Here is a 25,624-nt window from a genome sequence, read left to right as displayed (position 1 = left end):
TTCGTTTTTTATTTTTGCTCCGCCGCAACGATCAGCATCATTGGTCGGCGCATCTCGTCTTTCATGCCAGGAATAGCCAGCATGTTCTCAGGTGGCATCGGTTCGACAATGCGCTTGATCTGAAAGCCGTTCGTTAACAGGCTGTCTAAATAGGTCGTCAATGTGCGATGGTATTTTGTGACATCGCTGCCGAGAAAATGGGCATTCCGTTTGCCTTCATAAAAATAATTGTCGACTGGGAAGTGAGCGATTTTTCCATTTTCATCGTAAAACCAATCCTGTGAACCTTCGGCGGTAAAAATTGGGTGCTCCACGGAAAAGACTAGTTGACCGTCAGCGACTAACCAATGAGCGATATTTTTCGCTAGCTTCTCAAAGTCCGTAATATAATGGATCGCCAGTGAGCTGATGACGACATCAAAGCTGTTTGGCTCGAAAGAGACTTCCTCGATACTATCGTGAAGATAGGTGATATTGTCAAAGCTATTTTTCTGTCGCGCGACCTCCAGCATTTTTTCTGACAGATCAACGCCAACGACTGACGTGGCGCCATGTTCTGTCGCGTAAAGGCAATGCCAACCATAGCCGCAGCCTAAATCAAGGACACGTTTTCCTTTAAAATCTGGCAATAAGCCTTTTAATGTCTGCCATTCTCCAGCTCCGTCCAAACCTTGCTGGCTGCGGCTCATTTGACTATAGCTCTCAAAAAATTTCTCGTTATCATAAATATTATTCATTGTAATTCCTCCATGTAATTTTTTGTTGGTTTCAAACTACATGGAGTACATCTCTTTTGTGTGCGATCATAGTTTGTTTCTCGCTTTCATTAGATTTCATTCATCCAATAGGTACGATCAATCGGTTCGACAAAAACCTCAAACTCGATGGACTCGTTTTCAATAATATGAGTAACCCCGTGAACCAACAAAAACTTATCAGGCTCCCTCAATTGTAAGGTATCTCCTACATGAGGAATTAAGTTCAAGTCAATCACCCGTTCTTCCTTCCGGGTGAGGATATTTTTCAAATTTACTTTATACATTTTTGTTCCTCCAATTACACTAGTGTACCACCATACTTAGTTTAACACACAAAAGATCAAGGAGAAGGAAGGATTTTGGATAAAACCAATTCTCGATAGCTCCAATTGCAGCTAGCTCATTAATAAGGAAGCGAATTTTTCTAACGTAAAAATTCGAACGATTTTCGTACGCATATCATCATGCTAAACAGAACTAATGAAAACCTCTTATAGTCCAATTAATAGATACTCGTGCATTAAGGACTGCGAAAAGCGTGACTGACAGCTAGCTCATTAATAAGGAAACGAATTTTTCTAACGTAAAAATTCGACTGATTTTCGTACGCATATCATCACGCTATTACTATACTTTTAGATATTGAGCTAACTCGGAAGTAAGGTATGAATTTTCCTAACGCAAAAATTCAAAAAAATCTCGTACGCATACCATTCTACTAATCTTGCTAAAGCAAGAAACTGGCAACTCGCAAAAAAGACCGTCCATAGTGAAATGGCGACGGTCAGCAAGTGAAAAAACAATTTTTATAAAGGATGGGGTATACCCACTTTCTACTATAATTGGAAAAGGCTTTCTTTGCAATTTTTCTGCTCAAAAAAAGCCGTCGCAGGGCAACGACGGCCGGAGTTCTGGGAAGGAACTCGGATAAACAAATGAACTACTGTTACCTTAATGGATTCCCGCGAAAGATACAAGAAAAATGCTCAGAAGAAAATAGAATTATTTCAAATTTTGGATAGCATAGTCGGCTTCTTCAGGAGTAAATTTGCTTCCATATTCAGAAATCAATTGATCTCGAATGGCTTCTGGGGACATAGCCATCATTTCTTGATAGTTTTCGGCAGATTTTAATGCATTGTAGTTCCAGTCGGCTTCGATGGTGTCAATCGCATATTGCGCGGCTTCATGCGAAAATTTTCCACCATATTCAGAAGTCAGTTGATCATAGATACCTGTTTTTGACATATACATCATTTCTGAATAGTTCTCAGCAGTTCTTAACGCTGAATTGTATTCAGTTGGCATTGAGGTATTAACATTTGTAATAGCTTCGGATGACGCTGAGGTTTCTTTTGTGTTATCATTCCCTTTTACATTGGAACTATTATGTTCTTCACTGTTTAGATTTTTTTTCTTAGAAGTGGTTAGTCGTTCGTTTTCTTGCCCAATGCTGCTAACAGGCTCTTTCAAAATTTCTATACCAACTCCAATCGCTATAGCAACAAGAATAATTAACACAATCCCCCAAAACTTTTTTTGCTTATAAAAATTTTTCTTTTCATGTAAGACATAAACTTTTCCGTTTTTTCCAAATATTTTCTTTTTTTTCACACCCAGTTCTCCTCTTTCCATTTATATCTCAATTTTATCATATACTAACTCAACTCTTTTTCTAAAGTTATATTTTCAGGTGTAAAAAAAGCGACATGCAATAATTGTTGTTGTTAAATACTCTATGATAAAGTTGATTTCGTTTCACAGATCGCTTATTTTCCTTTATAATTTAATAAAGGAGGCGGTTACAATGATTAGTAAATACAAAAATATTTTAGTCGCAATCGACGGATCAGAACATTCGGAAAATGCTTTTGATGAGGCCGTTGAAGCAGCCAAACGTTACGATGCCAAACTGAATGTTATTTCAATCATTAACGACAGTGAACTCTCCACCAGTGCTTTTTCTTTCAGCAAAATCTATGCTGCGGAAAAGGAACAAATTGAAAAAGAAATGTTGAAAAAAGTTCATGATGCAGCCCATAGAGAGCTTGAAAATGTTGAGCCCTTTGTGGAAATGGGCAGTCCAAAAGAAAAAATCGTTGAATTTGCGAAAAAGAATGAGATCGATATGATTTTCTTAGGCGCGACAGGAAAAGGGGAAATTCGTCTGTCACGAATCGGATCAACAGCGGCTTATGTCGTGAACCACGCCCCATGCAGTGTGACCGTCATTCGGTAGAGAGAGTCGACATGACAAGCGGTAGGATAATTTGATTAAGGAGCAGATAATATGAACAAGAGATACAAGAATATAATGGTCGCGGTTGATGGTTCGGATCAATCAGAAGGCGCGTTTTTCGAAGCAATCGGTGCCGCTAGACGAAATGAAGCCAAGTTATACGTCGTTCAAGTGATTGATGATTCCAGTATCCTAATGAGTAGCGCCCAACCGATGGACGATATTCTAGCAGAGGAATCTCAGCGGGCGAAGCAATATTTAGAAAAGCTGACCGAACGCGGTCGTTACCAAAATATGGAAGTCGTTCAATACATCGGCAATCCTAAGAAGGCGTTGACCGAGGAGCTGCCGAAGCAATATGACATAGATTTGATTTATGTTGGCGCGACGGGGAAAGGTCGTTTCCAACGCCTGTTAGTCGGTTCAACGAGTGGGTACATTGTCAATCATGCACCCTGCAATGTGATGGTCGTTCGATAAAAAAAGGTTTTGACGAAGGAGCTATTCGTCAAAACCTTTTTTGAATTGTTCTTTTAATAAGGTGTAGTGATTCATGTCTCTCAATTTGCCGTAAAGCAGGGCATCTTGTGGTTCTGTGCTGATTAGCGTGAAGCCGCAGCGTTGCGCTACACGATTACTTGGATCGTTTTCGATATCTACGCAAATTAAGAGTTTATTAAAGCCAAAGGTATCAAATGCGAGGGTGCAGACTGCCTGGACACTTTTTGAAATGATCCCGTGTTTGGTAAAGGAAGAATGCAGCCAGTACCCAATCTTGCCCTTGCCGATTTTTTTATCCACGTTATGAATATCGATGCAGCCGCAAATCGTTTGCTCGGAAAGAATGAAGAAGAGATAATCCGTCCCATCAGCGTAGCCATGTAGCTTCATTTTTATGAAGTCTTTTTCGTCTGCCAGCGTTTTCGTTTCAGCCATCACATCGATAAATGATTCAATGTGTGGTCGATCAGACTCGATCAACGCAAACAACTCTTCAGCAGCCTCCAATTGTGGAAAGGCGAGGGCTAAGCGTTCATCGATTCGATAGGTAAAAGCCTTCATCAACAACACCTCCATAAAATCTTTCAACGAGCATACCAGTAGGGGAAATGAAAGTCAAAAAAGGCACCTACCGTGAATTCACAGCAGGTGCTCTTAACGCAATCTCGCGTCTTTCATTGAGGAGTCACTCCTATTCGTAATAAGGAAATCATTTTTTGACAAAAATGAGCCTGATTCTCACCACGTATGTCATTCCACTAGCCGATCTAAAGCTCGGAGTGGAACTGAAATCCTTAATTTTTTTGCAATTCTTGTACCGCTTTTTCAATCGTTACGCCAGTTGCAACATGATTTTTATCATTTTTGTCGAAAACGATAAAAAGATTTAAATCAGTGTTCAATGTGACACGGTATTGCACGTTTGTGTTATCGAATGTCATAATCATTCTCCTTTCTTTGTGTGACGAAAGGCAACTATTACGTTGATAACGAAATTCCACTTATTAATATAACACGAATTGGAGGTATTTACTAACAAAAAGTTTGTAAACGCTACAATAAGGAACGGACTTATGAAATCCTTAATAGTTGTTTTTTTAAGGCGTGAAAAACGTTAAAATAACTTAAAAATTGAGTGATTCGAGGGTTTTTCTTAGTTGTTTCATCTGATAAAACTTATAATTTCATTTGGACTATTAATGTTAGGTGATGGAATGAAGAAAAAAAGAATGGCTATTTTGCTGGTTTTTGTCGCAATCATCAGTGGCGGCATCTATTTTGCGCAAGGGAAGAATGAAATTATAGACTTGATTGAAGGAACCCAACAAAAAAATAAAATCGTCATGGATGTTCCTCTAGAAAGTCAATTTGACGGGGTTGCGTTGGAAAACGGCTGTGAAGTTACCGCACTGTCGATGCTCTTGCAGTATTACGGCTATGATACGAATAAAAATGAATTGGCCGATGAGCTAGATTACGAGCCGCTATTTACGGAATCCGGTAATCACGGTGATCCTCATCTGGGATTTGTCGGTGATATTACCGGTGGAGAGGAAGCCATGGGTGTTGCTGTGGAGCCGATCGCAAAACTGGCTAAAGAAAAGGTCGGTGATGAGTATCGAGTGGTTGCTGGAAAGAAAAAGAACTTTAATCAAATGATCGATGTCGTAGCCAATGGTAAACCAGTCTGGATCGTCGCGACTGTTGATTTTCAAGTACCAAAGGATGACGACTGGCTGTTATGGGAGACGGATCAGGGCAGCATGTATGTCACACCGCTGATCCATTCCGCAGTGATCACCGGCTTTGATCGCGAAAAAAAGATCGTCTATGTGAACGATCCTTATGGGTATCAAAATCGTGAAATAAGCTGGTCCGACATGAAGAATATTTATCAGGAGTCTGATCAGCAATCCCTCTATTTAGAAAAAAACTAGGCATGTATTTAACCACTTCAATTCATTTTGGTGTGGTTTTTTACTATCTTTGAATAAAAACACTTGTTGCTACAAACGTTGATATGATAAGCCTTTTTACCAAAAAAAGGCTTACAAAACCTCTGCTGGTTGCTATACTAGAATAAAAGGGGGGAAGGCTCAATGAAGGAACGTTATTACAATATTTTAGCTGCAGTAGATGGATCTCCACAGGCGCGTCAGGCTTTAATGGAAGCAGTCGAAGCAGCACGTAGAAATAATGCCCGTTTATACATCGCGCAAGTAGTCAACAGCAGCGGATTGTTAATGAATAGTGCGACGCCTGTTGCCCAAATCATTGAGGAAGAGAAGAAAGCCGCGCTTAAGCTTTTAGAGGAAGAGGTTGCTGGAATCGATTACTACAATAAACAGATGGTCACGTGTGTTGGCAGCCCGAAAAAGGCACTTTGCTTTGATTTGCCGGAAGTATACAAGATCGATCTGATCTATATGGGAGCGACTGGTAAAGGCAGACTCGAGCGGATGCTTGTAGGCTCTACCACTGATTATGTCGTCAATTACGCTCCCTGCGATGTGATGGTCGTAAAATAAGCGGCAGTTGTTATCACGAGGAATGGATAAGATGGATTATACAGTCAAACAAATGGCAGAGCTTGCTGGGATAATGACTCGAACTTTGCGCTATTATTTTAGGAATGAGCTCTCAAAACCCGTCTATTAAACGATGATGATCGCGTGTATGCAAAATAGAAATAGATCGTCTGCAGAAGCTCATTGTAGCTTGAACGTTACGCGAAATCATTGAATACTATACGAGGTAAAAAGGATTGAATTAGGCTTCAATCCTTTTTTGTTGTGAGTAAGTTTAGGGAACGCTGTGCCTCGGCAGTAAAATGTTCTTCCATTAATAGTAATTCTTCACTTTGAGGAAAAGCGGAAAAACAAATCAGAAGCTTCCACTGGATCAAGTGTTCTTGACGATAGGCATCTTTTATATGAAGCAGGGCTTGATAATTTTCTGTTGTGGCTAAGCTCTGATGATAAAAGGCCATATAGCCGATCGCGTCGATCAACTCACTCAGCTTTTCAACTGGAAGCTCTTTTGCGGACTCCAGCAATGTCGGAAAAATCACTGGGTTCATTCGACCTAGCGAACGAGCGATCAGATCGCGAGGCAGCGGAAAGGATTTCTTTTTAGACGGTGCAATCGGTGTGCGATGTTGATTTTTTCCGATCACTGCCAGAAAAGGGATCATTTGCTGCGCTGTTTTTGAATCACCACTCTCTAATTTCTCAGTGATCGCTAAGCGTGTGTAGAGGGCGGATTCATTGACTAAAGCGTACAACAAAATGTTCGTTGTATCACAATTTAAAGGCAAAAGACGTGCGGCGATTGTTCGTTCTACAGCGTTATCAGAGGAAAACAAAGCCGTTAATTCCTCGATTGATTTCTCTTTATAAGCAATTAATTCATTATTTCCAACATACCCGCGTTGTTTCCGCTTCTTATAGTTATCCATAGCATTCACTCCTTTATTAAAAGTATAGCAGAAATAGTTGTTATAAAATTTGTGTTTTAATTCACAAAATCGTTGATTTATGATTTCTACTATGCTATCATTTTAAAAAAGAAGAGGTGATGGGAATGAAAAAAGTAGTTGCGAATCCGATGGAATTGAGAGATGCTATTCGTTGCGAGAAGAGAAATATTTCAATCACAGGCGGTTTTGCTGAAATGCTGCAGCCATTAGCTATGCAGCAAGAAGTAGATGTGGAAAAGACGGATCTGCCGACTTTTGTGAAACTAGCTTTAGATCCTGCAACAATGGAGAAGTTATCTACCGCATATCAAGTGGCGATGAAGAATGATAAGGCTGGTTTTGAATTAGAATACGTAAAAATTTAATTTTTTTAACAAACCTTGTGAAAAAAATATCAAATTAAAATAATGATTTCCTTGCAGCTATTGGCTACAAGGATATTTTTTATGTCTTGAAAATAGCGTAAGAATAGTAAAATAACCATTTTGATAATTTGTTTTTAATGAATTTAGAAATATAGAATACTTTCGGCGAATAAAAATATTTAGTAACATTCTAAATAAATTTAAAAATGTTAAAAAAACAATTCAGAAAATCGCCAAAATGACCAAGAAATCTGTTAAAATATGATTATGAGGAAGACCTCTCTCAATCTTTCTTAGCTAGTTTTATTTGACTAGCATCCCCTTTAAGCACCTTGTGATCAAGGTGCTTTTTTTGTTAGTCCAACTTTTTGCAGTTAATTAAATGTGATGGACAATTAAAGGTTGTGTGCTAAAGCTAATATCAAGTTGTTTAGTTGGATAATATGCGAAGCAGAAAATGAGTCTTCCTATATATAGCTGGCTCAGTATTCAAAAGCATGCTAGTAGCATGATAAGATTCGCAGAAAAATGACGCCTATCCAATTTGTAGGCTACGTGATCGCCGCTGAACGCTTAATTAGAGATAAAAAGAGAAAATGATTAGAAAACGCTTGCAATTCGCTGTACAAAGACGCCTCAGGTAGATACAATAGAAAGAAAGGGGGTCTTATTATGAAAGAATCATACAAAAGAATACTCGTAGCAGTAGATTCATCTGAACAGGCACACCGAGCATTTCAAGAAGCAATCGAAGTCACTCGTAGAAATGATGCACATTTGTATATTTTGATCGTATCAGACACCAATCATTTAGGCGCCGAACCTTACGCTGTAGATCATATCGTCAAGGAAGCCCAAAAATCCGCTCGCATGGTGGTAGAGTCATTGGAAGAAACAATCCCTGAGGATATCGAGTTTACAACTGTTGTTGATGATGGGAATCCAAAAGCGAAGATCGTTTCCTTTGCTGCAGAAGAAAAAATCGATCTGATTTTGATGGGGGCAACCGGAACAGGTACGTTTTCACGATTATTACTAGGTTCGACGACAGCCTATGTCGTCAATAACGCACCATGCAACGTGATGGTCGTTCGATAAAAAAAGAAGAGCCAGCACATTTTCGTGCTGGCTCTTAGCTTGCGGTTTGATAGGCTTGGATATCGTTCATTAGTTTGGTTCTGCCTAATACGGCATATTTTACGACGATCAATTGTCCGCGGGCATTTCGCTTGCCAGCGACGACGATCTTCATGCCGTTTTCTACGTCGGCCAGGAAGTTCAATGAGTGAGCAGCAATCAGACAATTGGTATCGGCCAGTTGAAAATAGACTAAGGGCTGCTGAGAATATTGGACGATCTTTAGCTTTGCGACAGTTCCTTTAAGAGACTCCATCGGCCTTCCTCCTCGTGTGAATACCTTTGAAAACGAGCTCATTGTTTTTGCGTTCAAACTGAAAATAAATATCCTTCTTGCGGCCGGTCTTTTTGGCAGGGATAACAAAATAATCACGATCTTCGGCATCCATCTTGGCGGTAATTTGGTTCAAAAATAGTGCTAACGGTAATGAATCCTTCACTAAGGAATCATACGTTCGATAAAAAATTTCAACAGAATCTGGACTAATCATAGACATGGTCATCACCTCAAAATCATTATACGAACATTTGTTCGAAAAGTAAAGTGGAAGCTAACGATTTTCCACGAAAAAAATACGCAAAAAAAGAGATTCCCTTTGAAAAAGAAATCTCTTTTAGCATAGTATCCAATAGATTGCGAGCCAAAAAAGCAGGCAAAAGATCAGGATCATGCGATAAATGATATGGCGTGGCTGACGGTAAAGCCAGCTGTAAAATTTTTTCATATAAAAATCCTTTTGGTCCCAGCTGCCGACAGAAAGCATGCAGGACGGATAGAGTATCGTGTAAAAGAACAAAAAAACACGCCTGCGTGTTCCGCAAGCGTGTCGTATAGTCGAAGTGTGGACGGCTGGAATCGAACCAGCACCTCTGTCTTAAATGCGGACTACATCATTGAACGAGTAAAACACCAAGTTCATCCACGTCTACAAGTATAGCGAAACTTGTGTGGATTTGAAAGGAGTTTACCAGCAATTAAAAAAATATTATACTTTGATTTTTTTCTCATATTCTTCTGAGAATTCTCGAGCAATAAGCCAGCCGTAGCTTTCCGTGATTGCGGCTGCTGTTGATCCATTGACGATGTTTCCGGCAACGGGCAGCTTACCCACTAGGAAGCGAGCGGTCATTTGACCAGCTTTTTGCGCTAGAAATTGCGTAGCGAGCGCTTTGGCGGCGCCTTCTTCTAGTTTAATATGGAAAACCTTTCCTAAAGCGATTACCATCGCTGTTTGGATCGGCAATAAAACGGTCGCATCAGGAAAAGGCAGCTGCGCCATTCCCGCACCGACACCAGCAGCGGCAGTGGACGCGCTATGAATAATGAGATGGGCTTTTCTGCGTTGTAATTTGTTCATTAGTAGACTTAAACTCCTTTTCTATAGACAGCTCCTTGTTGATTGAGCACAGTTTAGCATTTCACTGCAAAAAGGACAATTTATCGAGTAAGTTTTTAAGCAGTTTTAACTATTTTGAAATTAAAAAAACAAGGAGAAATAGTTATTTTCATTTTTCGAAGAATCCTCTGAATGATAAACTAGGGAGGAAGGAGGGCGGCAAAAATGGTTGATGAATATAAGAATATTTTAGTTGCTGTAGATGGCTCGAAGCAATCCAAAAAGGCCTTTGATGAAGCAATCAATATCGCAAAGAGAAATAACGGCAAGCTGACTTTGGCAACAGTGATCGATACCGCCAGCTTTAGCGGAACGACCGGAGGAAATTCGATCCCATTAATGCAGGAAGTCCACGCCAAAGCGCAAAGTATTATCACCGAGTTAGAGCATCATCGCATGCCAGAGGAGCAGGAGGTCCATCTGACTTCCCAGATCATCGCCGGCAATCCTAAACGCGAGATCGTTGAGCTGGCGCAAAAGCTAGATACCGATCTGATCGTGATGGGGGCGACAGGATTAGGGGCGCTTTCCTTATTATTTGTTGGCTCAACGACAGCATATGTGGTCAATCAAGCACCTTGCAATGTGATGGTGGTAAAATAAAAAAACGTCTGACTCGAGTCAGATGTTTTTTTCATCCAGCGTCATGAGCAATTCGTTCCCGTCATCATACACATACATTACTTTGGGAAATTCGATCTCTTCATAGGCCTCGACATAGGGTGCGGTGATCCCGTCTGAAAAATAGGGCTCACTTTGCGAATAGACAACACTCAATGTACGGGCTACTTTATTTTTAAAAAAGTGGAAACGCTGGGGTGAAGTAAGGGGTAGTCCTTTCATAGGACGTACGAAAATCATATGCCAGATTTCCTGCTGCATATGTTCAGGAACAACGTCAAAAGGGACCTCACTTCGTCGTGGTTTCGTCGGTTCAAACATTTTTCTCAACCTCTCTTTGCTTTATCATAGCAGTTTTTAGGTAAAAAAAAAGTAAAAGCAATCAAATTCCTCGTAATTTAGTTCGTTGTAAGAGTTTTTTTTTGTTAAAAATGATATGGTGAAGGGGAAAAGATAAAGCTCTTTAGCGCTTAAGATTAACATTATTTTGCAAATGAACGAGGGTGAGAAAGATGCGCTATGGAATTTTTTTTAATCCGAATGCAGGGGATGGGAATGCTGAAAAATTAGCCAAAAGAATGAAGGTCAAGTTTGAGCAAGCGGATCATTCAGCGGATTTTCTGACTGCGCCTGATCCGGAAAAAGCAATCGAAAAAGTGAAAGAGGCCATCGAAGAATATGATGGAATTGTCGCGATCGGCGGTGACGGTTCATTGAATATTGTCGGCACCGCTTTTATTCAGGCAGGCAAATCGCTGCCGCTGGGGATTATTCCAGGAGGTACGATCAATAATTTTGCCAAACGCTGGCATCTGCCCATGGATGAAGAGGAAGCGATGGATGTGATTATCGCTGGTTATCAACGCAAGGTGGGAATCGCAGCTTGTCAAGATCGCCAAAAGGCAGTGATCAGCTCCTTTACCTTCGGCTCCTTTGCAGATATCTCCAATGAAGTTCGGCAAAGTGAAAAGCGAAAATTTGGTTTGATCGTTTATCCACTGAAGGCATTGAAGCAGATTGGCAAAGACACCTCCTATCCAGTCGAGATCAAGGCGGATAATTTTCATGAGAAGTTGAAGGTTTGGTTCTCCTTAGCGACGACCACCCATTCAATCGGCGGAAGACCGTATGTGGATTCGGATTATGATGAACTGCATGTCAGTATCTTGCACAATATGCGCTTTCGAAAACTGCTCCAGCTTATTCGATTCATTTTCACTGGCCGGTTGAAGGATTCGGATGCGATGACTTATTTGGAAACGAATAAGTTGGAATTAACCCCTTTGACGGATAAGAAAATCTATTCTCGGATCGATGGCGATAAGGGACCGGCTTTACCATTAACAGTGGAATTTTTGGCAGATTTTATGCCACTATATGTACCAGAAAATGAAAGATAGGAGGGTTTTGAGGATGGATAAAAATATGGAAACATTGTTGGCCAGCGCTGATACGTTCACCTTGATCACGATTGATAACCGCGGGTTTCCGCATGCAATCGCGGTCTCCCCGCCGCTAGAACGAAACGGTTTTTACTATTTCAAATTCTACATCAATGGGGACGGACGAACGGCGGAGAACATTCGTCATAATCGAACCGGCAGTCTGTTTTGTTTTGATAAGGAAAAGCATGAGAGCGTTGCGTTGAAGGGCTATTTGTTCGCTGAAGAATTGGTCGAGTACAAGAAGTTAGCCGCACAATTGAACGAATTTCAAAAGGAATTGAATTATGAGCATCCGATGATCGCTGTTTTTGAGACATTGAGTGTCAAGCACTATGAAAATATGCACGGTGAATTTTTAGATGTACCTGAAAAATAACAAAAGGGTCAACTCTTGCGGGAGTTGGCCCTTTTGTTTTATATGGATATAGTATCTCTATTCGATGCTCGTTGAGATGGCACCAGCAGCTTTGGCTTTTTTGATAATGACGGACATGACCAATGAGAAGATGATGCAACCAATCCCCATGGCGATGGCATACATGAACATCATATTGAAGCCGGCTTTTCCAGGATTGTTATCTAACCAGCCGCCGATCATCGTATACATAAAGACATCCGGCAAATAACCTAGACAAGAGACGATCCCGGATACACGACCCGTCATTTCTACTGGAAAACCAGCATCATCGATGATTGCGAAGTACTGACTGCGTACCACGTAGATAAAGAATAAACCGAAGATGAAGTTCACAATGACAGCGATCAGCATACCTGCGCTGTCTGGCAACACTAAGAAACCAGCGAAGCTAGCTGTCAGCAGCACCGCACCACCGATGATCACCCGTAGCCGAGATCCCAATTTGTCAGCGATAATCCCGCCAATGATTCCGCCGGCCGCTTGAACGAGATAACGAATCGCACCGAGCTGTGCACCGCCTGAGACAGACAGACCGTAAACATTGATGGCAAAGGTATTGATGTATCCTAAGATTCCGTACATGCTGTAGGCGAAGAATACGATCCCAACTAAGACCCATGTACGAGGAATCTTCAACGTTTTGAACATACCGATAGCGACTTTAGAAAGAGGCTCTGAATGTGTCTCTGCTTCCGTGTCTTCAATAACAAACCAATTTAAAATACCAATAACGAAAACAGTGATGGCACACACACGAATCGCCCAAGCGGTTCCCAGCACTTCATTTGAGAAGCGGACAAATACGGCATTCATTACAACAACTAACAACCAATTCAGTAACCCACGTAATCCTTCCTGCCAACCAAACAAACGTCCTTGCTCGGAACTGTCACCTAGCATCCGTGTTGCTTTGATCGCGGCAGACCAATAGGTGATGATGGTGGTTATCCCCATCAAAACGAAGATGAGTCGGCTGATTTGGAAGCCCGGGAATGTCGAGAACCACCAGCCCAGAACCCCGGTAGCCAAGAAAGAAATCGTCAGCAGCTTGCGCGCCGAAAACTTATCGGCAACGACCCCGCCGACGAAGTAAGAAAAGGTTGCCATGGTGGCATAACCTGACGAGAGCATTCCCATCTGTGCATTGGACATATCCATCGCTTTTTGGATCGGCACATAAAAGGTCTCCCGGATGTAAGGAAGCTGAAAGATAATCCCAGCGCCGGCTGACAGTAGCAACAACGTTCCCCATTTTTTAACTGCTTGCTTGTTCATATAACATCCTCCTGCTTGTGAATTGTTCTGTAAAATAACACAAAAAAGAAGCAACGCTTAAATAAGCGTTACTTCTCTCTGGTCTCCAGTAACACCCAAAGTATAGAATCATATGAAAGCGATGTCAACAACTTTTAAAATAAAAATAGTTCGAGAAAAAAATTTCAATGGGTTTTTCTGGCGATGAAAGCACAATAAATACTGGTATTTCAAGGTTTTTCCTTGACCTGCCTTTTATTATAGGATTGACGAAACGATCGTTATCCCTTAGACTGTGAAAATATAGATGAGCAAAAAGAAATCCGTATGAAAAAATGAAAAGCTTTTTTAAACAGTTTGGATTTCCAATCTCGCAGATTTACCTGAAAGAGTTTGTGAGACACGCTAGAATGAAAGCGTATTAAATTACTTGGTAGGGATAAGGATGGAAATGAAAAGAAAAATTATTCAGATGATGGAGGACAATCCGCTGATTGCCGCTATCAACAGCAAACGCAGTTTCGAAAAGGCCTTGACCTGCGAAAGTGATATCATCTTCGTCTTGTATGGCGATGTTTGCAGCATCGTGGATATCGTCGATCGCTTGAAGGAAGCTGGTAAGATCGTGATGGTGGATGTTGACCTGATCGATGGGTTGGCTACGAAGGAAACAGCTGTGGATTATTTGAAGCGAGCGACAAAAGCCGATGGAATCATCAGCTCGAAGTCGATTTTACTACGTGCGGCGAATGCTCGTGGGCTATTCACTGTTCATCGATTCTTTTTGATCGACTCGAAATCGTTTCATAATCTGCCAAAGCAGCTGGGAACATCAAAAGCAGATGTCGTGGAAGTGTTACCTGGTGCGATGCCGAAGGTTTTATCCTGGGTGCAGGATGTAGTAGACGTGCCGATCATCGCCAGTGGACTGGTCTGTGATAAGGAGTTGGTAATGACCGCCTTGCAGGCAGGAGCAGTAGCAATTTCAACGACAAACATGGATGTTTGGGAAATATAAAATTTAAAACGGTAGTTGAAGCTAAGAGGACAGAGAAAAGCGGACACCAGCTTATTTGGTGTCCGCTTTTTATTTTGGATTATTACTAACTGGGGGAATACAAATGGAAATCACAGAATTCAGTATGGACGTTTTTTCATTGGCAGGAAAAGTTGCTATCGTGACCGGCGGAAATACCGGCATCGGTCGAGCGTTTTCGCTGGCTTTGGCAAAAAGTGGTGCAAACATCCTCGTCCCGAGTCTGATTGATGATGACGGAACGACACAAAAGATCATTGAAGAGACGGGGTCCTGCTATGTGTTCATGGAGGTCGATCTAACGGAGGAAGGTGTGCCCAAGCAGGTGGTCGAGCACTGTGTGGAGGTCTTTGGCACGGTTGATGTACTGGTCAATTGCGCGGGGATGTATCTCTCAGCGGATGTCCAGCAGTTTGATCGCTCAAAATGGGACCCGATGATTCAATTGAATTTGACTGCGGCTTTTGAGATGTCTCATGAAGTAGCAAAGGTGATGATTCCGCAAAAAAGCGGCAAAATCATCAATATTTGCTCATTGGCTTCTTTTTTGGGCGGACAGCATTCACCGGCGAATGCTGCGGCTAAGCATGGATTGGTTGGGTTGACAAAAGCTTACTGTGACGAGCTGGCGACTCACAATATCCAAGTCAACGGGATTGCTCCAGGCTGCTTAGCAACAGATATGACGAAGAAGGATCGGGAAAATTTGGAAACAAACCAACAAGTTTTGACCCATGTCCCCGCCAATTATTGGGGAGGGGTGTCGGACTTGATGGGGGCGCTGGTCTATTTAGCAAGTTCCGCCTCGAATTTTGTGAATGGTCATGTGTTGCCCGTTGATGGCGGTTATTTAGTACGGTAATTGCGACAAATTCTTGCTGCGGTGGGTGCTGATATGCCGCAGTGCATTACATAATGGATGGAGGAATCATTGGTATGATCGAGTTCGAACAGGTAGAAAAAAGGTATGGAGAAGAGGCAATCGCGGTCCACCCTTTTGATTTGACGATCGAAGACAATCAATTTATCTGCGTCATTGGTACCAGCGGCAGCGGGAAAACGACGCTGGTGCGCATGATCAATCGGATGATTGAACCGTCAAAAGGCAGTATCAAGATCAATGGACAGGATGTTACTAAGCTGAATGAAGACGAATTACGAAGGCAAATTGGGTATGTGATTCAAAATATTGGGTTGTTTCCTCACATGACCATCCGGGAAAATATCCTGATCGTACCAAAGCTGCTGAAGTGGAGTGATGAAAAGAAATCAGGGATCGCCGAGCGGTTGATTCAGCGCGTCGATCTGCCTTTGGATTATTTAGAACGCAAGCCGAAAAATCTTTCTGGTGGGCAGCAGCAGCGGATCGGCGTGATTCGAGCATTGGCAGCCAGTCAGGATATCATTTTGATGGATGAGCCTTTTGGCGCACTTGATCCGATTACGCGGGATGCGCTGCAGGAAATGATCAAAGGATTGCAACGGGAAATGAAGAAGACGATCGTTTTTGTTACTCACGATATGGATGAGGCGATCAAGCTGGCGGATAAGATCATCATCATGGATCATGGCGAGATCGTGCAATATGACACGGTTGAAACGATCTTGGAGCATCCCGCCAACGACTTTGTGGAGGAATTGATCGGTAAACGCAAACGTAACGGCTATTACAACAATGAGATGACCGTAGCTGATTTGATGGTAGATCGGGTCGAAGCGATCTCCATCAGCAAATCGATCACCGATGCAATCCGGCAAATGTCTGAGAAGAAGGTTGATACATTGTTAGTGGTGGATGATCAGTATTGTCTGAAGGGGTTTGTCGACATCAATTTTATTGAGCGAAATATTTCCAAGCTTAAACCAAATTCCTCCGTGTTTGAGGTGATGGAAACAGACACGGCTAGTGTGAATCAAAAAGATCGGGTGGCCGATGTGATCGGACCTTTGATCAATCATATTTATAAATATTTGCCAGTGGTGGATGACGACGATCATTTGGTTGGCATCGTGACGCGTTCCTCATTGGTTTCACTCGTTCAGGAACAGTTGCAATAGGAGGTGATGACATGAATTTTTGGTCTGAATATGGCAGTGAAATCTTAATGAAATTCTGGGAGCATCTCTATTTGTCCTTTTCTGCGATCTTCCTAGGCATCCTCGTGGCGGTTCCTTTAGGGGCGGCGTTGACGCGTTTGAAAAAAGGTTCGGAAACGGTGATCAAGGTAGTGGGCGTCTTCCAAACGATTCCATCTTTGGCCTTACTGGCGATCATGATTCCGATTTTTGGTATCGGGAAAATTCCGGCGGTGATCGCGCTGTTTTTATACTCGCTGCTGCCGATTTTGCGAAATACCTACGTGGGGATCAAGTCGGTGGATGCGACCTATTTAGATGCCGCCAAGGGAATGGGTATGTCGCAAATGCAGCGGCTGTTGCAGATCGAATTACCCTTAGCGATGGGAGTTATCATGGCAGGTATCCGCGTGTCGACGGTCTATGTCATCTCTTGGACGACATTAGCTGCCTATATCGGTGCCGGAGGTCTGGGGGACTATATTTTTAATGGTCTAAATCTTTATCGGATGGACTTGGTACTGATGGGAACGATCCCGATTACGTTATTAGCGCTGCTTTCTGATGCGCTGTTGAAGCGCTCTGAACAAAAACTAACGATGGATCGAGGGTGAGTCGATGAAAAAGCGAAATGTACTTTTAGCGGCAATGGTCCTACTCTTCGGAAGTTTTATTGTGCGAAATGTTTCTGCTAAGGATGACACGATCACCGTAGCAGGTGGAGTGACTTCGGAATCCCAAATTTTAGGGAATATCGTGGTGGAGCTGCTCCAGCATTCGACCGATAAAAACATCGTCTATCTGAACAATCTTGGATCAGCAAATTTGATGCATGAGGCGATGCTGCGTGGCGATCTTGATATAGCACCGACACGGTATACCGGAACGGATCTGATCGGTACGCTGGGAATGCCGACGGAAAAAGATCCGAACAAAGCTTTGAAGATCGTTCAGCGGGAATTTGACCAACGCTTCGGCTTTGAGTGGTTACCGAGCTATGGCTTCTCGAATCAATTTACCTTTATGGTGACGCCGGAAACTGCGCAAAAATATGGTTTGAAGAAAGTCAGTGATTTAAAAAAGTGTGCCGATAAGATGCGCTTGGGCTCAGACCAGACCTGGTATAAACGAGAGGGCGATGGCTACAAAGGCTATACTGAAGCATATGATACAAAGTTCCAGCGGGTTTTTCCGATGCAGGTAGGCTTGCTTTATGATGCCCTAGTTGCTGAAGAACTGGATGTGATCTTGGGGTATTCTACAGATGGTCGAGTAGGGAGCTACGATCTGGTAATGCTGGAGGACGACTTGAAATTCTTCCCGCCCTATACGGCCAGTGTCGTAGTTTCAGGCGAGACATTGAAAGAGTATCCTGAATTAAAACCGATTTTATTGAAATTGCAGGACACGATCGATACAGAAACGATGCAGCGCTTGAACTACGAATCAGACAATGAGTTGCTAGAGCCGAAGATCATCGCGCGGCGCTTTTTGGAAAAACATAATTTTTTTGAGGAGGGAAGCTGATGTTCGACAATTTAGTGCAGTATTTAAGTGAAAATTCATCCTATCTGATCGCGCAGTTTGGCGTGCATGTCTATATCTCGATAATCGGCGTTGTGTTGACCCTCCTGATCGGTTTTCCTTTAGGCGTCCTGTTATCGGAAAAGCCAAAGCTCTCGGATATCGTGATCGGAATCATCAATGTGATCCAGACGATCCCATCGATCGCGATGCTGACGATGCTGCTGATTTTGATGGGATTGGGTCAGAATACAGTGGTGGCAACGGTGGTTCTGTATTCCTTGCTGCCGATCGTTAAAAATACCTTTGTCGGGCTGACGAATGTTGATCCGATGTATGTTGATAGTGCCAAGGGGATCGGTATGAATCGCTATCAAATTTTGTATATGATCAAAATTCCGCTGGCGATGCCGGTGATTTTAGCGGGTATCCGAAATGCCTTGGTGATTTCAGTCGGGATCACGACGATCGGTTCCTTCGTTGGAGCTGGCGGGGTAGGTGATGTGATCCTGCGGGGAATCGCGATCACCGATGGTGGACCGATTATTATCGTCGGAGCGGTCCTGTGTGCCTTTATCGCCATGATGATGGACTGGTTGTTTGATTGGATCATGAAATAAAAAAAAAGACCTCCGCAAATTTAGTCGCGGGGGTCTTCTTTGGTGAGCTTTCGAACTACTTCTTCGATAAACATCAGTAGGATCGTTCGAGTCTTTTCATGGGATTTCAGGTGTTCGTCCTGATGGGATTTCGTCAGGAAAATGATTTCACTAGCATCGAGGGACAAATTCGTGTTCAGCTCCTCCATCACCAGCAGGGATTTAGCCTCGTGTTTTTTGGCTTCTTCGAACAGGGGATCAAAATTGGCGAACTTCCCAGCGACCGAAAAGATAAGCAGCAGAGAATCCTTCGTCAATAAATCTGGGATCAGGGTCGGCTGACTCACCCGAATGACATTTTTGTTCAGTGTGAAGTTCAGCTTGTATTCGAAGTATTCCATACAGAAGTTCGTCGGACCATAGCCGAAGAGCAAGATCTTTTCTGACTGCTGGATCAGATTAGCGAGATAGTCTACCGCTGAGTCATCAAAATTCTCCATGAACTCTTGGATACGAGCAAACTCGCTATTTAGCTTTTTCTGCTTTACCAGCTCTTTGCCGGTCAGAAAGCGAAAATACTCCTTATAGCCTGAAAAACCCATCTTTTTGACCATCTTTGAGATCTTCGAAGGGGAAACATCTGTCAGCTTGGCCGCTTCGGTGATTGTCAAATTCGTTTTGCTTTGGCTTTCTGTCAATAATTGATTATGAATCTTTATTTCCAGATCGTTTAAACGATCCAATTGAATTTTCATGCGGGTACCCCCTCATTTATTAATACAGCATCCTATGTCTTGATATCAGAATAGCATAGACCATTTATAAAAAGCAACAATAATATGGAAAATTTTCCATATTATCAAAATAAATTGATATAAAGTAGAAAATCTAATTAAATTTTAATGTAAAATGGAGTTTGTCACTTTATACTGAACTCAGGAAAAGCGCTTTCGAAAAAAAGATGAATGGAGTTAAGCGAATGAATTCTGAAACATTGGTGAAAGAAGCAATCATTAAGGACGTTAAGAACATCGTCTCAGATGAACAGGTGGTCACGGATCATGAAACATTATATGATGCCGCCTCTGACCGCTATCGTAAATACATGAAAGCAAAGGGACTTTTAGACAATCCGTTGCCAACAGCGGTCGTTTATCCAAACAATACCGAAGAAGTTAAAGACTTATTGATGTATTGCAACGAAAATGATATCAACGTCATTCCTCGCAGCGGGAAAACCGCGACAGAAGGCGGCCTAGAAAACTGGAAGGATCTAGCCTTAGTGATCGATGGTTCCCATATGAACAAGATCTTGAAAATCGATCCGTACAACATGCAGGCGACCGTTCAAGCGGGTGTTCCATTGATGGCGCTAGAAGATGAGCTGAGAAAGATCGGCTATACGACTGGCCATTCGCCACAATCAAAACCAATCGCGCAATACGGTGGTCTAGTATCTACCCGTTCAATCGGACAGTTTTCAACATTGTATGGCGGGATCGAAGACATGGTCGTTGGTCTTGAATGCGTCTTTCCAAATGGTCATATCTCACGGATCAAGAATATTTCTCGTCGTGCAGGCGGTCCGGATATTCGCCACATCGTCATCGGAAATGAAGGAACGCTTTGCTACATCACAGAAGTGACAGTGAAGATTTTTAAATATTATCCAGATAACAATAAATTCTATGGCTACTTAGTCAATGACGTGGAAGATGGCGTAAAAGTCCTTCGCGAAGTAATGGTTAACGGCTATCGTCCATCAGTAGCTCGGACGTACTCACCAGAAGATGCCCGTCAGCATTTCTATCATTTCTACGAAGGCAAATGCGTCTTGATCTTCATGGCGGAAGGTCCAGAAGGCATCGTGGAAGCGACTGGCAAAGGAATCGAAGAAGCAGTTGAGAAATTCAAAGACGGCATCGTGAAGCAGGTCGACTCGCAATTGATCGAAACATGGTTCAATCAATTGAATTGGACCCAGCAAACGATCGACGATGAAGTGCAAGGCATGATCGACAATGATAAACACGACGGCTATACGACCGAAGTATCCGCTGACTGGGAAACGATTACGAAAATCTACAACAATGTGATCGACCGAATTCGCAACGAGTTCCCGCGTGCCGATGATTTGACTATGCTGGGCGGACACTCGTCACACAGCTATCTGAATGGAACCAATATGTACTTCGTTTACAACTACGATATCAATTGTGAACCAGAGGATGAAATGAAAATCTACCATCATCCGATCCAAGCGATCATCGTTGAAGAAACGCTGAAATTAGGCGGCTCAATGTGTCACCATCACGGTATCGGCAAATATCGGAACGAATGGACGAAGGACGAACATCAATCTGCGTACTATATGTTAGAGACATTAAAAGAAGCCTTCGATCCAAAAGGCGTCATGAGCTTTGGGAATATCTTCCCTGTTCAAGAAGGCTACAAATATCAAAAATAAAGACGATTTTTCATTCAGGGGCGATCCTTCGTCCTTGAATGAACGGATATGAAATAAGGGAGGATGTCAGTCCAACTTTTTGCAGTTTTACTTCTTGTATTAGTAAGTTAGTAAAAGTGTAAGAATAAAACGATTCAAGTTGTTTAGTTGGATGATATTCGTGGCGAGAATCAAACTTATTTTTCTGGTTTTTAGAAAAATAATTCCAGTAATACGAGATAGGAGGACAACCATGAAGATCATTTGCTTAGTCAAATTTGTTCCGGATACGGAGAAGTTTGAGCACGATTATGAGACGGATAAGATTGATCGCGACGCATCCAAGCTTATTTTGAATCCAGATGATAAGAACGCGGTGGCTTTTGCAATGGCGCAAAAGAAGCAAACTCCTTCTACTTATGTTGAGGTTGTTACGATGGGACCGATGAAGCTGGAGGAACCGATGAAGGACTTCGTTAGATTAGGTGCGGATCAAGCCGTGCTGATCAGCGATCGTCAATTTGCCAGCAGTGATTCGCTAGCGACCAGCCGGATTATCTCCAGTTATTTGGCCTCAAAAGAATATGATCTATTGCTCACCGGCACACATACATTAGATGGCGGAACCGGACATGTTGGTCCGCAAATCGCTGAAGTGATGGGAATCAATCAATATTCCGACATCGTTGCGATCAAAGAGGTGACGAAGGAGTATTCGATCGTGGAGGCCTTGCAGGAGGAAAAAACCTATCGGCTGAAAATTAAAAATCCCAGTGTCTTGAGTGTCACGCACCTAATGAATCTACGCTTAGGTTTTGTCAGATATGAGAATATCGGGAGAAATGTGGATGATCAATTTGCGCTAGTAACGAACGAAACCTTACAGTTACCGGCGGATCAAATTGGCGGCAAGGGCTCACCAACGAAGGTGAGGAAAAATGTCGTTGTCAAACGCGAACAAGTCGCTCACAAAGTGGTGAAGGTCGACGACGAAGGCATCGATGAAGTGGTTCATTTTCTAAAGGAAAAGGGGTACTTATAATGTTTAAAGGACTCATTCTGATAGATAACGATCAGATCGATTATTCATTAGATCTGGTGGAGGTAGTCAACCGCTTAGCCGGTGAAGAAGAAACGATTATATATGGTTTAGGGATCAATTTGTCTGAAGAAGTAAAGGGACTTGATGCAGTGATCAATGTCAATGCACTGACGATCCAGCCAAAGGATAGTCGAGTGATTACCGATATCATTGAACAGGTTCATGAGGACTATCAATTTGACAGTATCATCATCTTGGCGACTGAATTTGGCCGGATGGTGGCACCACGTTTGGCGATGCGGCTTGAGGTAGGATTAGTGGCTGATATTACCGATATCCAAGTCGATAAACGTGGGAAGAAATTGGTTCGTCCGGCTTTTTCAGGCAATATTATGGCGAGTATCGTGTGTGAATCATCGCCGATCATGGCCAGTGTCCATCCGAATGTGTTCCACGCGGAGGAGCTGACCACAGTACCGGAAATGATCGACTTTGTACCGACTGAATTGAAAGCGTCGTCAATCGAGGTGCTTGAGGTGCTTGAAGGCGAAGAAAGCACGGTCGATATTCGTGAAGCCGATGTGCTGGTTTCAGCAGGCGGCGGATTTAAAGAACCGATCGATCAGCTGCAAAGGTTGGCAGACGAGCTGTCAGGTCAGGTCTCCGCATCGAAGCAGCTGGTGGACCGAAAAAAAGCGCCGCGAGAAATCCAGGTCGGACAATCGGGCAAAACAGTCAGTCCTGATCTGTACATTGCTTTAGGGATCTACGGCTCGACCCAGCATATTGAAGGCTTGAAAAACGTAAAAGAAATTATTTCGGTGAATACGGATCTTGGTGCACCGATGAATTATTTAGCCAGCCTCGTTGTACATGGCGATGCGGCAGAATTTGCAAGGAAACTAAGTACCAAACTTAAGGGATAACCCCAAACGGGGGGAAAAACAAAAATAAAGGAAAAGAAGGTAAAAAAATGGAAATTAAAGACTTTAAGATGGACATGTTTCACATCAAAGGAAAAAACGCGATCGTAACAGGAGGAAACACTGGATTAGGCCAAGCATTCTCATTGGCACTAGCAGAAGCAGGCGCGAACATCTTCATGCCGTCGATCATGCCGGATGACCCAGAATTCAATGCGATCTTAGCAGAACGCGGCGCGAAAACCGCATATATGGAAGCCGATATTACCAAAGACGGCGTGTGTCAAGAAGTCGTTGAAAAATGTGTGGCTGAATTTGGCTCAGTGGATATCCTAGTAAACTGTGCCGGCATCTGCCCATGTGACGATGTAGTCAGCTATGGCCGTGACAAATGGGACCCAACCATCAATATCAACTTAACAGCAGCATTTGACATGAGTCATGAAGCAGCGAAAGTAATGATCCCGCAAAAGAGTGGAAAAATCATCAACATCTGTTCAATGTTCTCATTCTTAGGCGGACAATGGGCACCAGCTTATGCTGCATCTAAACACGGGTTAGCTGGTTTGACGAAAGCTTACTGTGACGAATTGGCACAATACAATATCCAAGTAAACGGCATTGCACCTGGCTATTTCCAAACCCATGCGGCAAAAGCATCTATCGAAGACCCAGAACGCAGCAAATGGATCGTGGATCACACTCCAGAAGGCCGTTGGGGCGATGTGGCCGACCTAATGGGCGCGACAGCTTTCTTAGCTTCAGAAGCTTCTCACTTTGTGAACGGACATATCTTAGCAGTCGATGGTGGGTTTTTGGTACGTTAAACCAACTATTCTGAAAAGTGGAAATGGGGAGACTTATGGATAAAAAATATATTGTTGGTATTGACGGCGGCAGCCAAAGTGCCAAGATTGTCATTTTTGATTTAGAAGGAAATATCGTTGGTGAGGGCAAAGAAGCAACGCGTCCGATGGTTTTGGGTGAGAATGTTTTGGTTGAGCATCCGGGGGATGACTTGTGGGACGCGCTATGTTCTGCGTCGAACAAAGCGATGGATGAGTTTGGTGTCAGAAAAGAACAGATTGTCGGTATCGGGTTAGGCTTTATCCGCTGTTGCCGCGTCTTGCTAAAAAAAGACGGCACATTGGCTCAGCCCGTGATTAGTTGGATGGACAAGCGTACGTCGGAGCCTTATAAACATGAAAATCCAGAGGTTCAATATGTGACTTCTACCAGCGGTTACATCACCCATCGTTTGACGGGCGAATTCAAAGATAATATCGGAAATAACTTCGGACAGTGGCCGGTAGATTACGAAACTTGGAACTGGTCAACGGATGAGGAAGTCTTGAAGCAATACAATCTGCCGAAAGACATGCTGTTTGAAGCGGTGAGGCCGGGGGACAAATTAGGCACAATCACCAAAGAAGCCAGTGAAAAAACCGGTTTTCCAGAAGGTGTTCCAGTCTTTGCAACGACTAGTGATAAGGCTGTAGAAGGCTTAGGTGCTGGACTGATCCATAGTACTAGTGCGGTCGTTTCTTTAGGAACGTATATCTGCAGTATGATGATCAGTGACAAAATGCCGCCAGCAGATGCGGTCAATTATTGGGGAATTTTATCCTCGATGCCTGGAACCTACATTTACGAAGGATATGGTATCCGCCGCGGTATGTGGACCGTTTCTTGGTTCAAGGATCTTTTAGGTGAGAAAATCAGTATCCGTTCCAACTACCAAGGGATTAGCGAAGAGGAATATTTGAATGAACAGGCCGCAAATGTTCCCGCGGGAAGTGATGGGCTGATGACAAAATTGGATTGGTTAGCGAATCCTTGGGAGCCCTTCAAGCGTGGTGTGATGATTGGCTTCAATGCTCACCATGATTACCGCTACCTCTATCGTTCAATTTTAGAAGGTATCGCTTATACCATGAAAAATAATGTCACGAATATGATCGACGAAATGGGTCAAACAATCGATGAAGTGATCGTTACCGGCGGCGGCTCCAACAGTGATTTATTGATGCAGATTTTTGCCGATGTGTTCAATCTGCCAATTAAACGAAATGTTGTCAATGGTAGTGCCAGTGTCGGGGCTGCGATCAATGCGGCAGTTGGTTTAAGCATCTATGAAAGCTATGAAGAAGCTGTTGAAAAGATGGTTAAGGTGAGGGATGTCTTCACGCCGAAACCAGAAAATGTAGCGATCTACAAACGTTTGAATGAAGAAGTCTATCAAAACTTGACGGATTACACGGATGAAGTATTAAAGAAAACATATGACGTGCTGCATCCAGAGGGATAGTTTGTTGCAGTGAATAATAATGTGAAGAAGTAGTTCCGGTTCTTTAGGAATTGCTTC

32 protein-coding genes are annotated in these 25,624 nt (G+C 42.8%); 20 read left to right on the top strand and 12 right to left on the bottom strand.

From position 1 onward, the window contains the following. Positions 1-8: 8 nt before the first annotated feature. The 3 genes from AC4J95_RS10070 to AC4J95_RS10060 all read right to left on the bottom strand — a co-directional run bounded on the left by AC4J95_RS10070 (position 9) and on the right by AC4J95_RS10060 (position 2,372). Entirely contained in the window at positions 9-737 is a 729-nt protein-coding gene (locus AC4J95_RS10070; protein ID WP_494549775.1) for a class I SAM-dependent methyltransferase, read from the bottom strand. Between the two features lie 89 nt (positions 738-826). Beyond that, the gene (locus tag AC4J95_RS10065; protein WP_494549774.1) at positions 827-1,042 is read right to left on the bottom strand and encodes a hypothetical protein; all 216 of its coding nucleotides are present in this window, start codon (positions 1,040-1,042) and stop codon (positions 827-829) included. Positions 1,043-1,760: 718 nt separating this feature from the next. Continuing rightward, positions 1,761-2,372 carry an Ltp family lipoprotein gene (locus tag AC4J95_RS10060; protein ID WP_494549773.1) on the bottom strand — a complete coding sequence of 204 codons (612 nt, stop codon included), beginning with the start codon at positions 2,370-2,372 and terminating at the stop codon, positions 1,761-1,763. Positions 2,373-2,565: 193 nt separating this feature from the next. Here AC4J95_RS10060 and AC4J95_RS10055 point away from each other — a divergent pair, with 193 nt between their 5' ends. Continuing rightward, positions 2,566-2,997, top strand: a complete 432-nt coding sequence (locus AC4J95_RS10055) for a universal stress protein (RefSeq protein ID WP_494549772.1) — start codon at positions 2,566-2,568, stop codon at positions 2,995-2,997. A gap of 51 nt (positions 2,998-3,048) precedes the next feature. Beyond that, positions 3,049-3,477 (top strand): universal stress protein, encoded by a 429-nt coding sequence (locus AC4J95_RS10050; RefSeq protein WP_316404462.1) that lies wholly within the window; start codon positions 3,049-3,051, stop codon positions 3,475-3,477. Between the two features lie 21 nt (positions 3,478-3,498). On the opposite strand, the gene AC4J95_RS10045 is transcribed toward AC4J95_RS10050, so the two are convergent. Both AC4J95_RS10045 and AC4J95_RS10040 read right to left on the bottom strand, forming a co-directional pair. Next, complete coding sequence (locus AC4J95_RS10045; protein WP_494549771.1) at positions 3,499-4,059, bottom strand: GNAT family N-acetyltransferase; 561 nt, start codon at positions 4,057-4,059, stop codon at positions 3,499-3,501. Positions 4,060-4,292: 233 nt separating this feature from the next. After that, on the bottom strand, positions 4,293-4,439 hold the full coding sequence (locus AC4J95_RS10040) for a hypothetical protein (RefSeq protein WP_494549770.1): 147 nt from the start codon (positions 4,437-4,439) through the stop codon (positions 4,293-4,295). A gap of 273 nt (positions 4,440-4,712) precedes the next feature. On the opposite strand from AC4J95_RS10040, the gene AC4J95_RS10035 reads away from it, so the two are divergent. Beyond that, complete coding sequence (locus AC4J95_RS10035) at positions 4,713-5,435, top strand: C39 family peptidase (protein ID WP_494549769.1); 723 nt, start codon at positions 4,713-4,715, stop codon at positions 5,433-5,435. A gap of 162 nt (positions 5,436-5,597) precedes the next feature. Next, the gene (locus tag AC4J95_RS10030) at positions 5,598-6,026 is read left to right on the top strand and encodes a universal stress protein (RefSeq protein ID WP_494549768.1); all 429 of its coding nucleotides are present in this window, start codon (positions 5,598-5,600) and stop codon (positions 6,024-6,026) included. 248 nt (positions 6,027-6,274) lie between these two features. Here the strand turns inward: AC4J95_RS10030 and AC4J95_RS10025 are convergent, their stop codons facing one another. Continuing rightward, on the bottom strand, positions 6,275-6,955 hold the full coding sequence (locus AC4J95_RS10025; protein ID WP_494549767.1) for a hypothetical protein: 681 nt from the start codon (positions 6,953-6,955) through the stop codon (positions 6,275-6,277). A gap of 125 nt (positions 6,956-7,080) precedes the next feature. On the opposite strand from AC4J95_RS10025, the gene AC4J95_RS10020 reads away from it, so the two are divergent. Together AC4J95_RS10020 and AC4J95_RS10015 are read left to right on the top strand one after the other, a co-directional pair. Further along, positions 7,081-7,341: a hypothetical protein gene (locus AC4J95_RS10020; RefSeq protein WP_494549766.1), complete on the top strand. Its 261-nt coding sequence runs from the start codon at positions 7,081-7,083 to the stop codon at positions 7,339-7,341. 672 nt (positions 7,342-8,013) lie between these two features. Further along, entirely contained in the window at positions 8,014-8,439 is a 426-nt protein-coding gene (locus tag AC4J95_RS10015) for a universal stress protein (RefSeq protein WP_494549765.1), read from the top strand. Positions 8,440-8,473: 34 nt separating this feature from the next. Here AC4J95_RS10015 and AC4J95_RS10010 read toward each other — a convergent pair whose 3' ends face one another. The 3 genes from AC4J95_RS10010 to AC4J95_RS10000 form a co-directional block, all read right to left on the bottom strand. Next, positions 8,474-8,734, bottom strand: a complete 261-nt coding sequence (locus AC4J95_RS10010; RefSeq protein WP_494549764.1) for a hypothetical protein — start codon at positions 8,732-8,734, stop codon at positions 8,474-8,476. Beyond that, positions 8,721-8,975, bottom strand: a complete 255-nt coding sequence (locus AC4J95_RS10005; RefSeq protein WP_316404445.1) for a DUF5960 family protein — start codon at positions 8,973-8,975, stop codon at positions 8,721-8,723. Before AC4J95_RS10005 ends, AC4J95_RS10010 begins: the two co-directional genes overlap by 14 nt. A gap of 489 nt (positions 8,976-9,464) precedes the next feature. After that, positions 9,465-9,836: a hypothetical protein gene (locus AC4J95_RS10000; protein WP_316404444.1), complete on the bottom strand. Its 372-nt coding sequence runs from the start codon at positions 9,834-9,836 to the stop codon at positions 9,465-9,467. Between the two features lie 204 nt (positions 9,837-10,040). Here AC4J95_RS10000 and AC4J95_RS09995 point away from each other — a divergent pair, with 204 nt between their 5' ends. After that, complete coding sequence (locus tag AC4J95_RS09995) at positions 10,041-10,478, top strand: universal stress protein (protein ID WP_494549763.1); 438 nt, start codon at positions 10,041-10,043, stop codon at positions 10,476-10,478. Between the two features lie 18 nt (positions 10,479-10,496). On the opposite strand, the gene AC4J95_RS09990 is transcribed toward AC4J95_RS09995, so the two are convergent. After that, the gene (locus tag AC4J95_RS09990; protein ID WP_494549762.1) at positions 10,497-10,817 is read right to left on the bottom strand and encodes a DUF960 family protein; all 321 of its coding nucleotides are present in this window, start codon (positions 10,815-10,817) and stop codon (positions 10,497-10,499) included. 191 nt (positions 10,818-11,008) lie between these two features. Between AC4J95_RS09990 and AC4J95_RS09985 the strand changes: the two genes are divergently transcribed. Beyond that, positions 11,009-11,896, top strand: coding sequence for a diacylglycerol/lipid kinase family protein (locus AC4J95_RS09985; RefSeq protein WP_494549761.1), 888 nt, complete (start codon positions 11,009-11,011; stop codon positions 11,894-11,896). Positions 11,897-11,909: 13 nt separating this feature from the next. Beyond that, the gene (locus AC4J95_RS09980) at positions 11,910-12,317 is read left to right on the top strand and encodes a pyridoxamine 5'-phosphate oxidase family protein (RefSeq protein ID WP_494549760.1); all 408 of its coding nucleotides are present in this window, start codon (positions 11,910-11,912) and stop codon (positions 12,315-12,317) included. A gap of 57 nt (positions 12,318-12,374) precedes the next feature. Here AC4J95_RS09980 and AC4J95_RS09975 read toward each other — a convergent pair whose 3' ends face one another. Next, positions 12,375-13,634, bottom strand: a complete 1,260-nt coding sequence (locus tag AC4J95_RS09975) for an MFS transporter (protein WP_494549759.1) — start codon at positions 13,632-13,634, stop codon at positions 12,375-12,377. Between the two features lie 424 nt (positions 13,635-14,058). On the opposite strand from AC4J95_RS09975, the gene AC4J95_RS09970 reads away from it, so the two are divergent. The 6 genes from AC4J95_RS09970 to AC4J95_RS09945 all read left to right on the top strand — a co-directional run bounded on the left by AC4J95_RS09970 (position 14,059) and on the right by AC4J95_RS09945 (position 18,869). Continuing rightward, on the top strand, positions 14,059-14,631 hold the full coding sequence (locus AC4J95_RS09970; RefSeq protein ID WP_494549758.1) for a glycerol-3-phosphate responsive antiterminator: 573 nt from the start codon (positions 14,059-14,061) through the stop codon (positions 14,629-14,631). A gap of 103 nt (positions 14,632-14,734) precedes the next feature. Then, the gene (locus AC4J95_RS09965; protein ID WP_494549757.1) at positions 14,735-15,511 is read left to right on the top strand and encodes an SDR family NAD(P)-dependent oxidoreductase; all 777 of its coding nucleotides are present in this window, start codon (positions 14,735-14,737) and stop codon (positions 15,509-15,511) included. Between the two features lie 74 nt (positions 15,512-15,585). Further along, the gene (locus AC4J95_RS09960; RefSeq protein ID WP_494549756.1) at positions 15,586-16,707 is read left to right on the top strand and encodes an ABC transporter ATP-binding protein; all 1,122 of its coding nucleotides are present in this window, start codon (positions 15,586-15,588) and stop codon (positions 16,705-16,707) included. An 11-nt stretch (positions 16,708-16,718) separates the two neighbouring features. Next, complete coding sequence (locus tag AC4J95_RS09955) at positions 16,719-17,339, top strand: ABC transporter permease (RefSeq protein ID WP_494549755.1); 621 nt, start codon at positions 16,719-16,721, stop codon at positions 17,337-17,339. Between the two features lie 4 nt (positions 17,340-17,343). Then, positions 17,344-18,252, top strand: coding sequence for an osmoprotectant ABC transporter substrate-binding protein (locus tag AC4J95_RS09950; protein WP_494549754.1), 909 nt, complete (start codon positions 17,344-17,346; stop codon positions 18,250-18,252). Further along, a complete protein-coding gene (locus tag AC4J95_RS09945; RefSeq protein ID WP_494549753.1) occupies positions 18,252-18,869 on the top strand; it encodes an ABC transporter permease in 618 nt (205 codons plus the stop codon). The genes AC4J95_RS09950 and AC4J95_RS09945 overlap by 1 nt, the downstream gene beginning before the upstream one ends. Positions 18,870-18,889: 20 nt before the next feature. Here the strand turns inward: AC4J95_RS09945 and AC4J95_RS09940 are convergent, their stop codons facing one another. Further along, positions 18,890-19,603: a MurR/RpiR family transcriptional regulator gene (locus AC4J95_RS09940; RefSeq protein ID WP_494549752.1), complete on the bottom strand. Its 714-nt coding sequence runs from the start codon at positions 19,601-19,603 to the stop codon at positions 18,890-18,892. A 224-nt stretch (positions 19,604-19,827) separates the two neighbouring features. On the opposite strand from AC4J95_RS09940, the gene AC4J95_RS09935 reads away from it, so the two are divergent. From AC4J95_RS09935 to AC4J95_RS09915, 5 genes are all read left to right on the top strand, one after another. Then, positions 19,828-21,315: an FAD-binding oxidoreductase gene (locus tag AC4J95_RS09935; protein WP_494549751.1), complete on the top strand. Its 1,488-nt coding sequence runs from the start codon at positions 19,828-19,830 to the stop codon at positions 21,313-21,315. Positions 21,316-21,547: 232 nt separating this feature from the next. Further along, positions 21,548-22,336: an electron transfer flavoprotein subunit beta/FixA family protein gene (locus AC4J95_RS09930; RefSeq protein ID WP_494549750.1), complete on the top strand. Its 789-nt coding sequence runs from the start codon at positions 21,548-21,550 to the stop codon at positions 22,334-22,336. Continuing rightward, entirely contained in the window at positions 22,336-23,262 is a 927-nt protein-coding gene (locus AC4J95_RS09925) for an electron transfer flavoprotein subunit alpha/FixB family protein (protein WP_494549749.1), read from the top strand. Before AC4J95_RS09930 ends, AC4J95_RS09925 begins: the two co-directional genes overlap by 1 nt. 47 nt (positions 23,263-23,309) lie before the next feature. Continuing rightward, positions 23,310-24,086, top strand: a complete 777-nt coding sequence (locus AC4J95_RS09920; protein WP_494549748.1) for an SDR family oxidoreductase — start codon at positions 23,310-23,312, stop codon at positions 24,084-24,086. Positions 24,087-24,121: 35 nt separating this feature from the next. After that, positions 24,122-25,567 (top strand): FGGY-family carbohydrate kinase, encoded by a 1,446-nt coding sequence (locus tag AC4J95_RS09915; protein ID WP_494549747.1) that lies wholly within the window; start codon positions 24,122-24,124, stop codon positions 25,565-25,567. Positions 25,568-25,624: the final 57 nt, after the last annotated feature.

This window comes from Enterococcus sp. GPZ-007 (assembly GCF_059374735.1).
The sequence above is the reverse complement of the archived record's forward strand: the minus strand, read 5'-3'. Positions and strand labels throughout refer to the sequence as shown.

Excerpts from the sequence above, each read along its gene's own strand:
- AC4J95_RS10070 (WP_494549775.1), bottom strand. The coding sequence starts at position 737 with ATGAATAATATTTATGATAACGAGAAATTTTTTGAGAGCTATAGTCAA.
- AC4J95_RS10065 (WP_494549774.1), bottom strand. The coding sequence starts at position 1,042 with ATGTATAAAGTAAATTTGAAAAATATCCTCACCCGGAAGGAAGAACGG.
- AC4J95_RS10055 (WP_494549772.1), top strand. The coding sequence starts at position 2,566 with ATGATTAGTAAATACAAAAATATTTTAGTCGCAATCGACGGATCAGAA.
- AC4J95_RS10050 (WP_316404462.1), top strand. The coding sequence starts at position 3,049 with ATGAACAAGAGATACAAGAATATAATGGTCGCGGTTGATGGTTCGGAT.
- AC4J95_RS10045 (WP_494549771.1), bottom strand. The coding sequence starts at position 4,059 with ATGAAGGCTTTTACCTATCGAATCGATGAACGCTTAGCCCTCGCCTTT.
- AC4J95_RS10040 (WP_494549770.1), bottom strand. The coding sequence starts at position 4,439 with ATGACATTCGATAACACAAACGTGCAATACCGTGTCACATTGAACACT.
- AC4J95_RS10035 (WP_494549769.1), top strand. The coding sequence starts at position 4,713 with ATGAAGAAAAAAAGAATGGCTATTTTGCTGGTTTTTGTCGCAATCATC.
- AC4J95_RS10030 (WP_494549768.1), top strand. The coding sequence starts at position 5,598 with ATGAAGGAACGTTATTACAATATTTTAGCTGCAGTAGATGGATCTCCA.
- AC4J95_RS10025 (WP_494549767.1), bottom strand. The coding sequence starts at position 6,955 with ATGGATAACTATAAGAAGCGGAAACAACGCGGGTATGTTGGAAATAAT.
- AC4J95_RS10020 (WP_494549766.1), top strand. The coding sequence starts at position 7,081 with ATGAAAAAAGTAGTTGCGAATCCGATGGAATTGAGAGATGCTATTCGT.
- AC4J95_RS10015 (WP_494549765.1), top strand. The coding sequence starts at position 8,014 with ATGAAAGAATCATACAAAAGAATACTCGTAGCAGTAGATTCATCTGAA.
- AC4J95_RS10010 (WP_494549764.1), bottom strand. The coding sequence starts at position 8,734 with ATGGAGTCTCTTAAAGGAACTGTCGCAAAGCTAAAGATCGTCCAATAT.
- AC4J95_RS10005 (WP_316404445.1), bottom strand. The coding sequence starts at position 8,975 with ATGTCTATGATTAGTCCAGATTCTGTTGAAATTTTTTATCGAACGTAT.
- AC4J95_RS10000 (WP_316404444.1), bottom strand. The coding sequence starts at position 9,836 with ATGAACAAATTACAACGCAGAAAAGCCCATCTCATTATTCATAGCGCG.
- AC4J95_RS09995 (WP_494549763.1), top strand. The coding sequence starts at position 10,041 with ATGGTTGATGAATATAAGAATATTTTAGTTGCTGTAGATGGCTCGAAG.
- AC4J95_RS09990 (WP_494549762.1), bottom strand. The coding sequence starts at position 10,817 with ATGTTTGAACCGACGAAACCACGACGAAGTGAGGTCCCTTTTGACGTT.
- AC4J95_RS09985 (WP_494549761.1), top strand. The coding sequence starts at position 11,009 with ATGCGCTATGGAATTTTTTTTAATCCGAATGCAGGGGATGGGAATGCT.
- AC4J95_RS09980 (WP_494549760.1), top strand. The coding sequence starts at position 11,910 with ATGGATAAAAATATGGAAACATTGTTGGCCAGCGCTGATACGTTCACC.
- AC4J95_RS09975 (WP_494549759.1), bottom strand. The coding sequence starts at position 13,634 with ATGAACAAGCAAGCAGTTAAAAAATGGGGAACGTTGTTGCTACTGTCA.
- AC4J95_RS09970 (WP_494549758.1), top strand. The coding sequence starts at position 14,059 with ATGGAAATGAAAAGAAAAATTATTCAGATGATGGAGGACAATCCGCTG.
- AC4J95_RS09965 (WP_494549757.1), top strand. The coding sequence starts at position 14,735 with ATGGAAATCACAGAATTCAGTATGGACGTTTTTTCATTGGCAGGAAAA.
- AC4J95_RS09960 (WP_494549756.1), top strand. The coding sequence starts at position 15,586 with ATGATCGAGTTCGAACAGGTAGAAAAAAGGTATGGAGAAGAGGCAATC.
- AC4J95_RS09955 (WP_494549755.1), top strand. The coding sequence starts at position 16,719 with ATGAATTTTTGGTCTGAATATGGCAGTGAAATCTTAATGAAATTCTGG.
- AC4J95_RS09950 (WP_494549754.1), top strand. The coding sequence starts at position 17,344 with ATGAAAAAGCGAAATGTACTTTTAGCGGCAATGGTCCTACTCTTCGGA.
- AC4J95_RS09945 (WP_494549753.1), top strand. The coding sequence starts at position 18,252 with ATGTTCGACAATTTAGTGCAGTATTTAAGTGAAAATTCATCCTATCTG.
- AC4J95_RS09940 (WP_494549752.1), bottom strand. The coding sequence starts at position 19,603 with ATGAAAATTCAATTGGATCGTTTAAACGATCTGGAAATAAAGATTCAT.
- AC4J95_RS09935 (WP_494549751.1), top strand. The coding sequence starts at position 19,828 with ATGAATTCTGAAACATTGGTGAAAGAAGCAATCATTAAGGACGTTAAG.
- AC4J95_RS09930 (WP_494549750.1), top strand. The coding sequence starts at position 21,548 with ATGAAGATCATTTGCTTAGTCAAATTTGTTCCGGATACGGAGAAGTTT.
- AC4J95_RS09925 (WP_494549749.1), top strand. The coding sequence starts at position 22,336 with ATGTTTAAAGGACTCATTCTGATAGATAACGATCAGATCGATTATTCA.
- AC4J95_RS09920 (WP_494549748.1), top strand. The coding sequence starts at position 23,310 with ATGGAAATTAAAGACTTTAAGATGGACATGTTTCACATCAAAGGAAAA.
- AC4J95_RS09915 (WP_494549747.1), top strand. The coding sequence starts at position 24,122 with ATGGATAAAAAATATATTGTTGGTATTGACGGCGGCAGCCAAAGTGCC.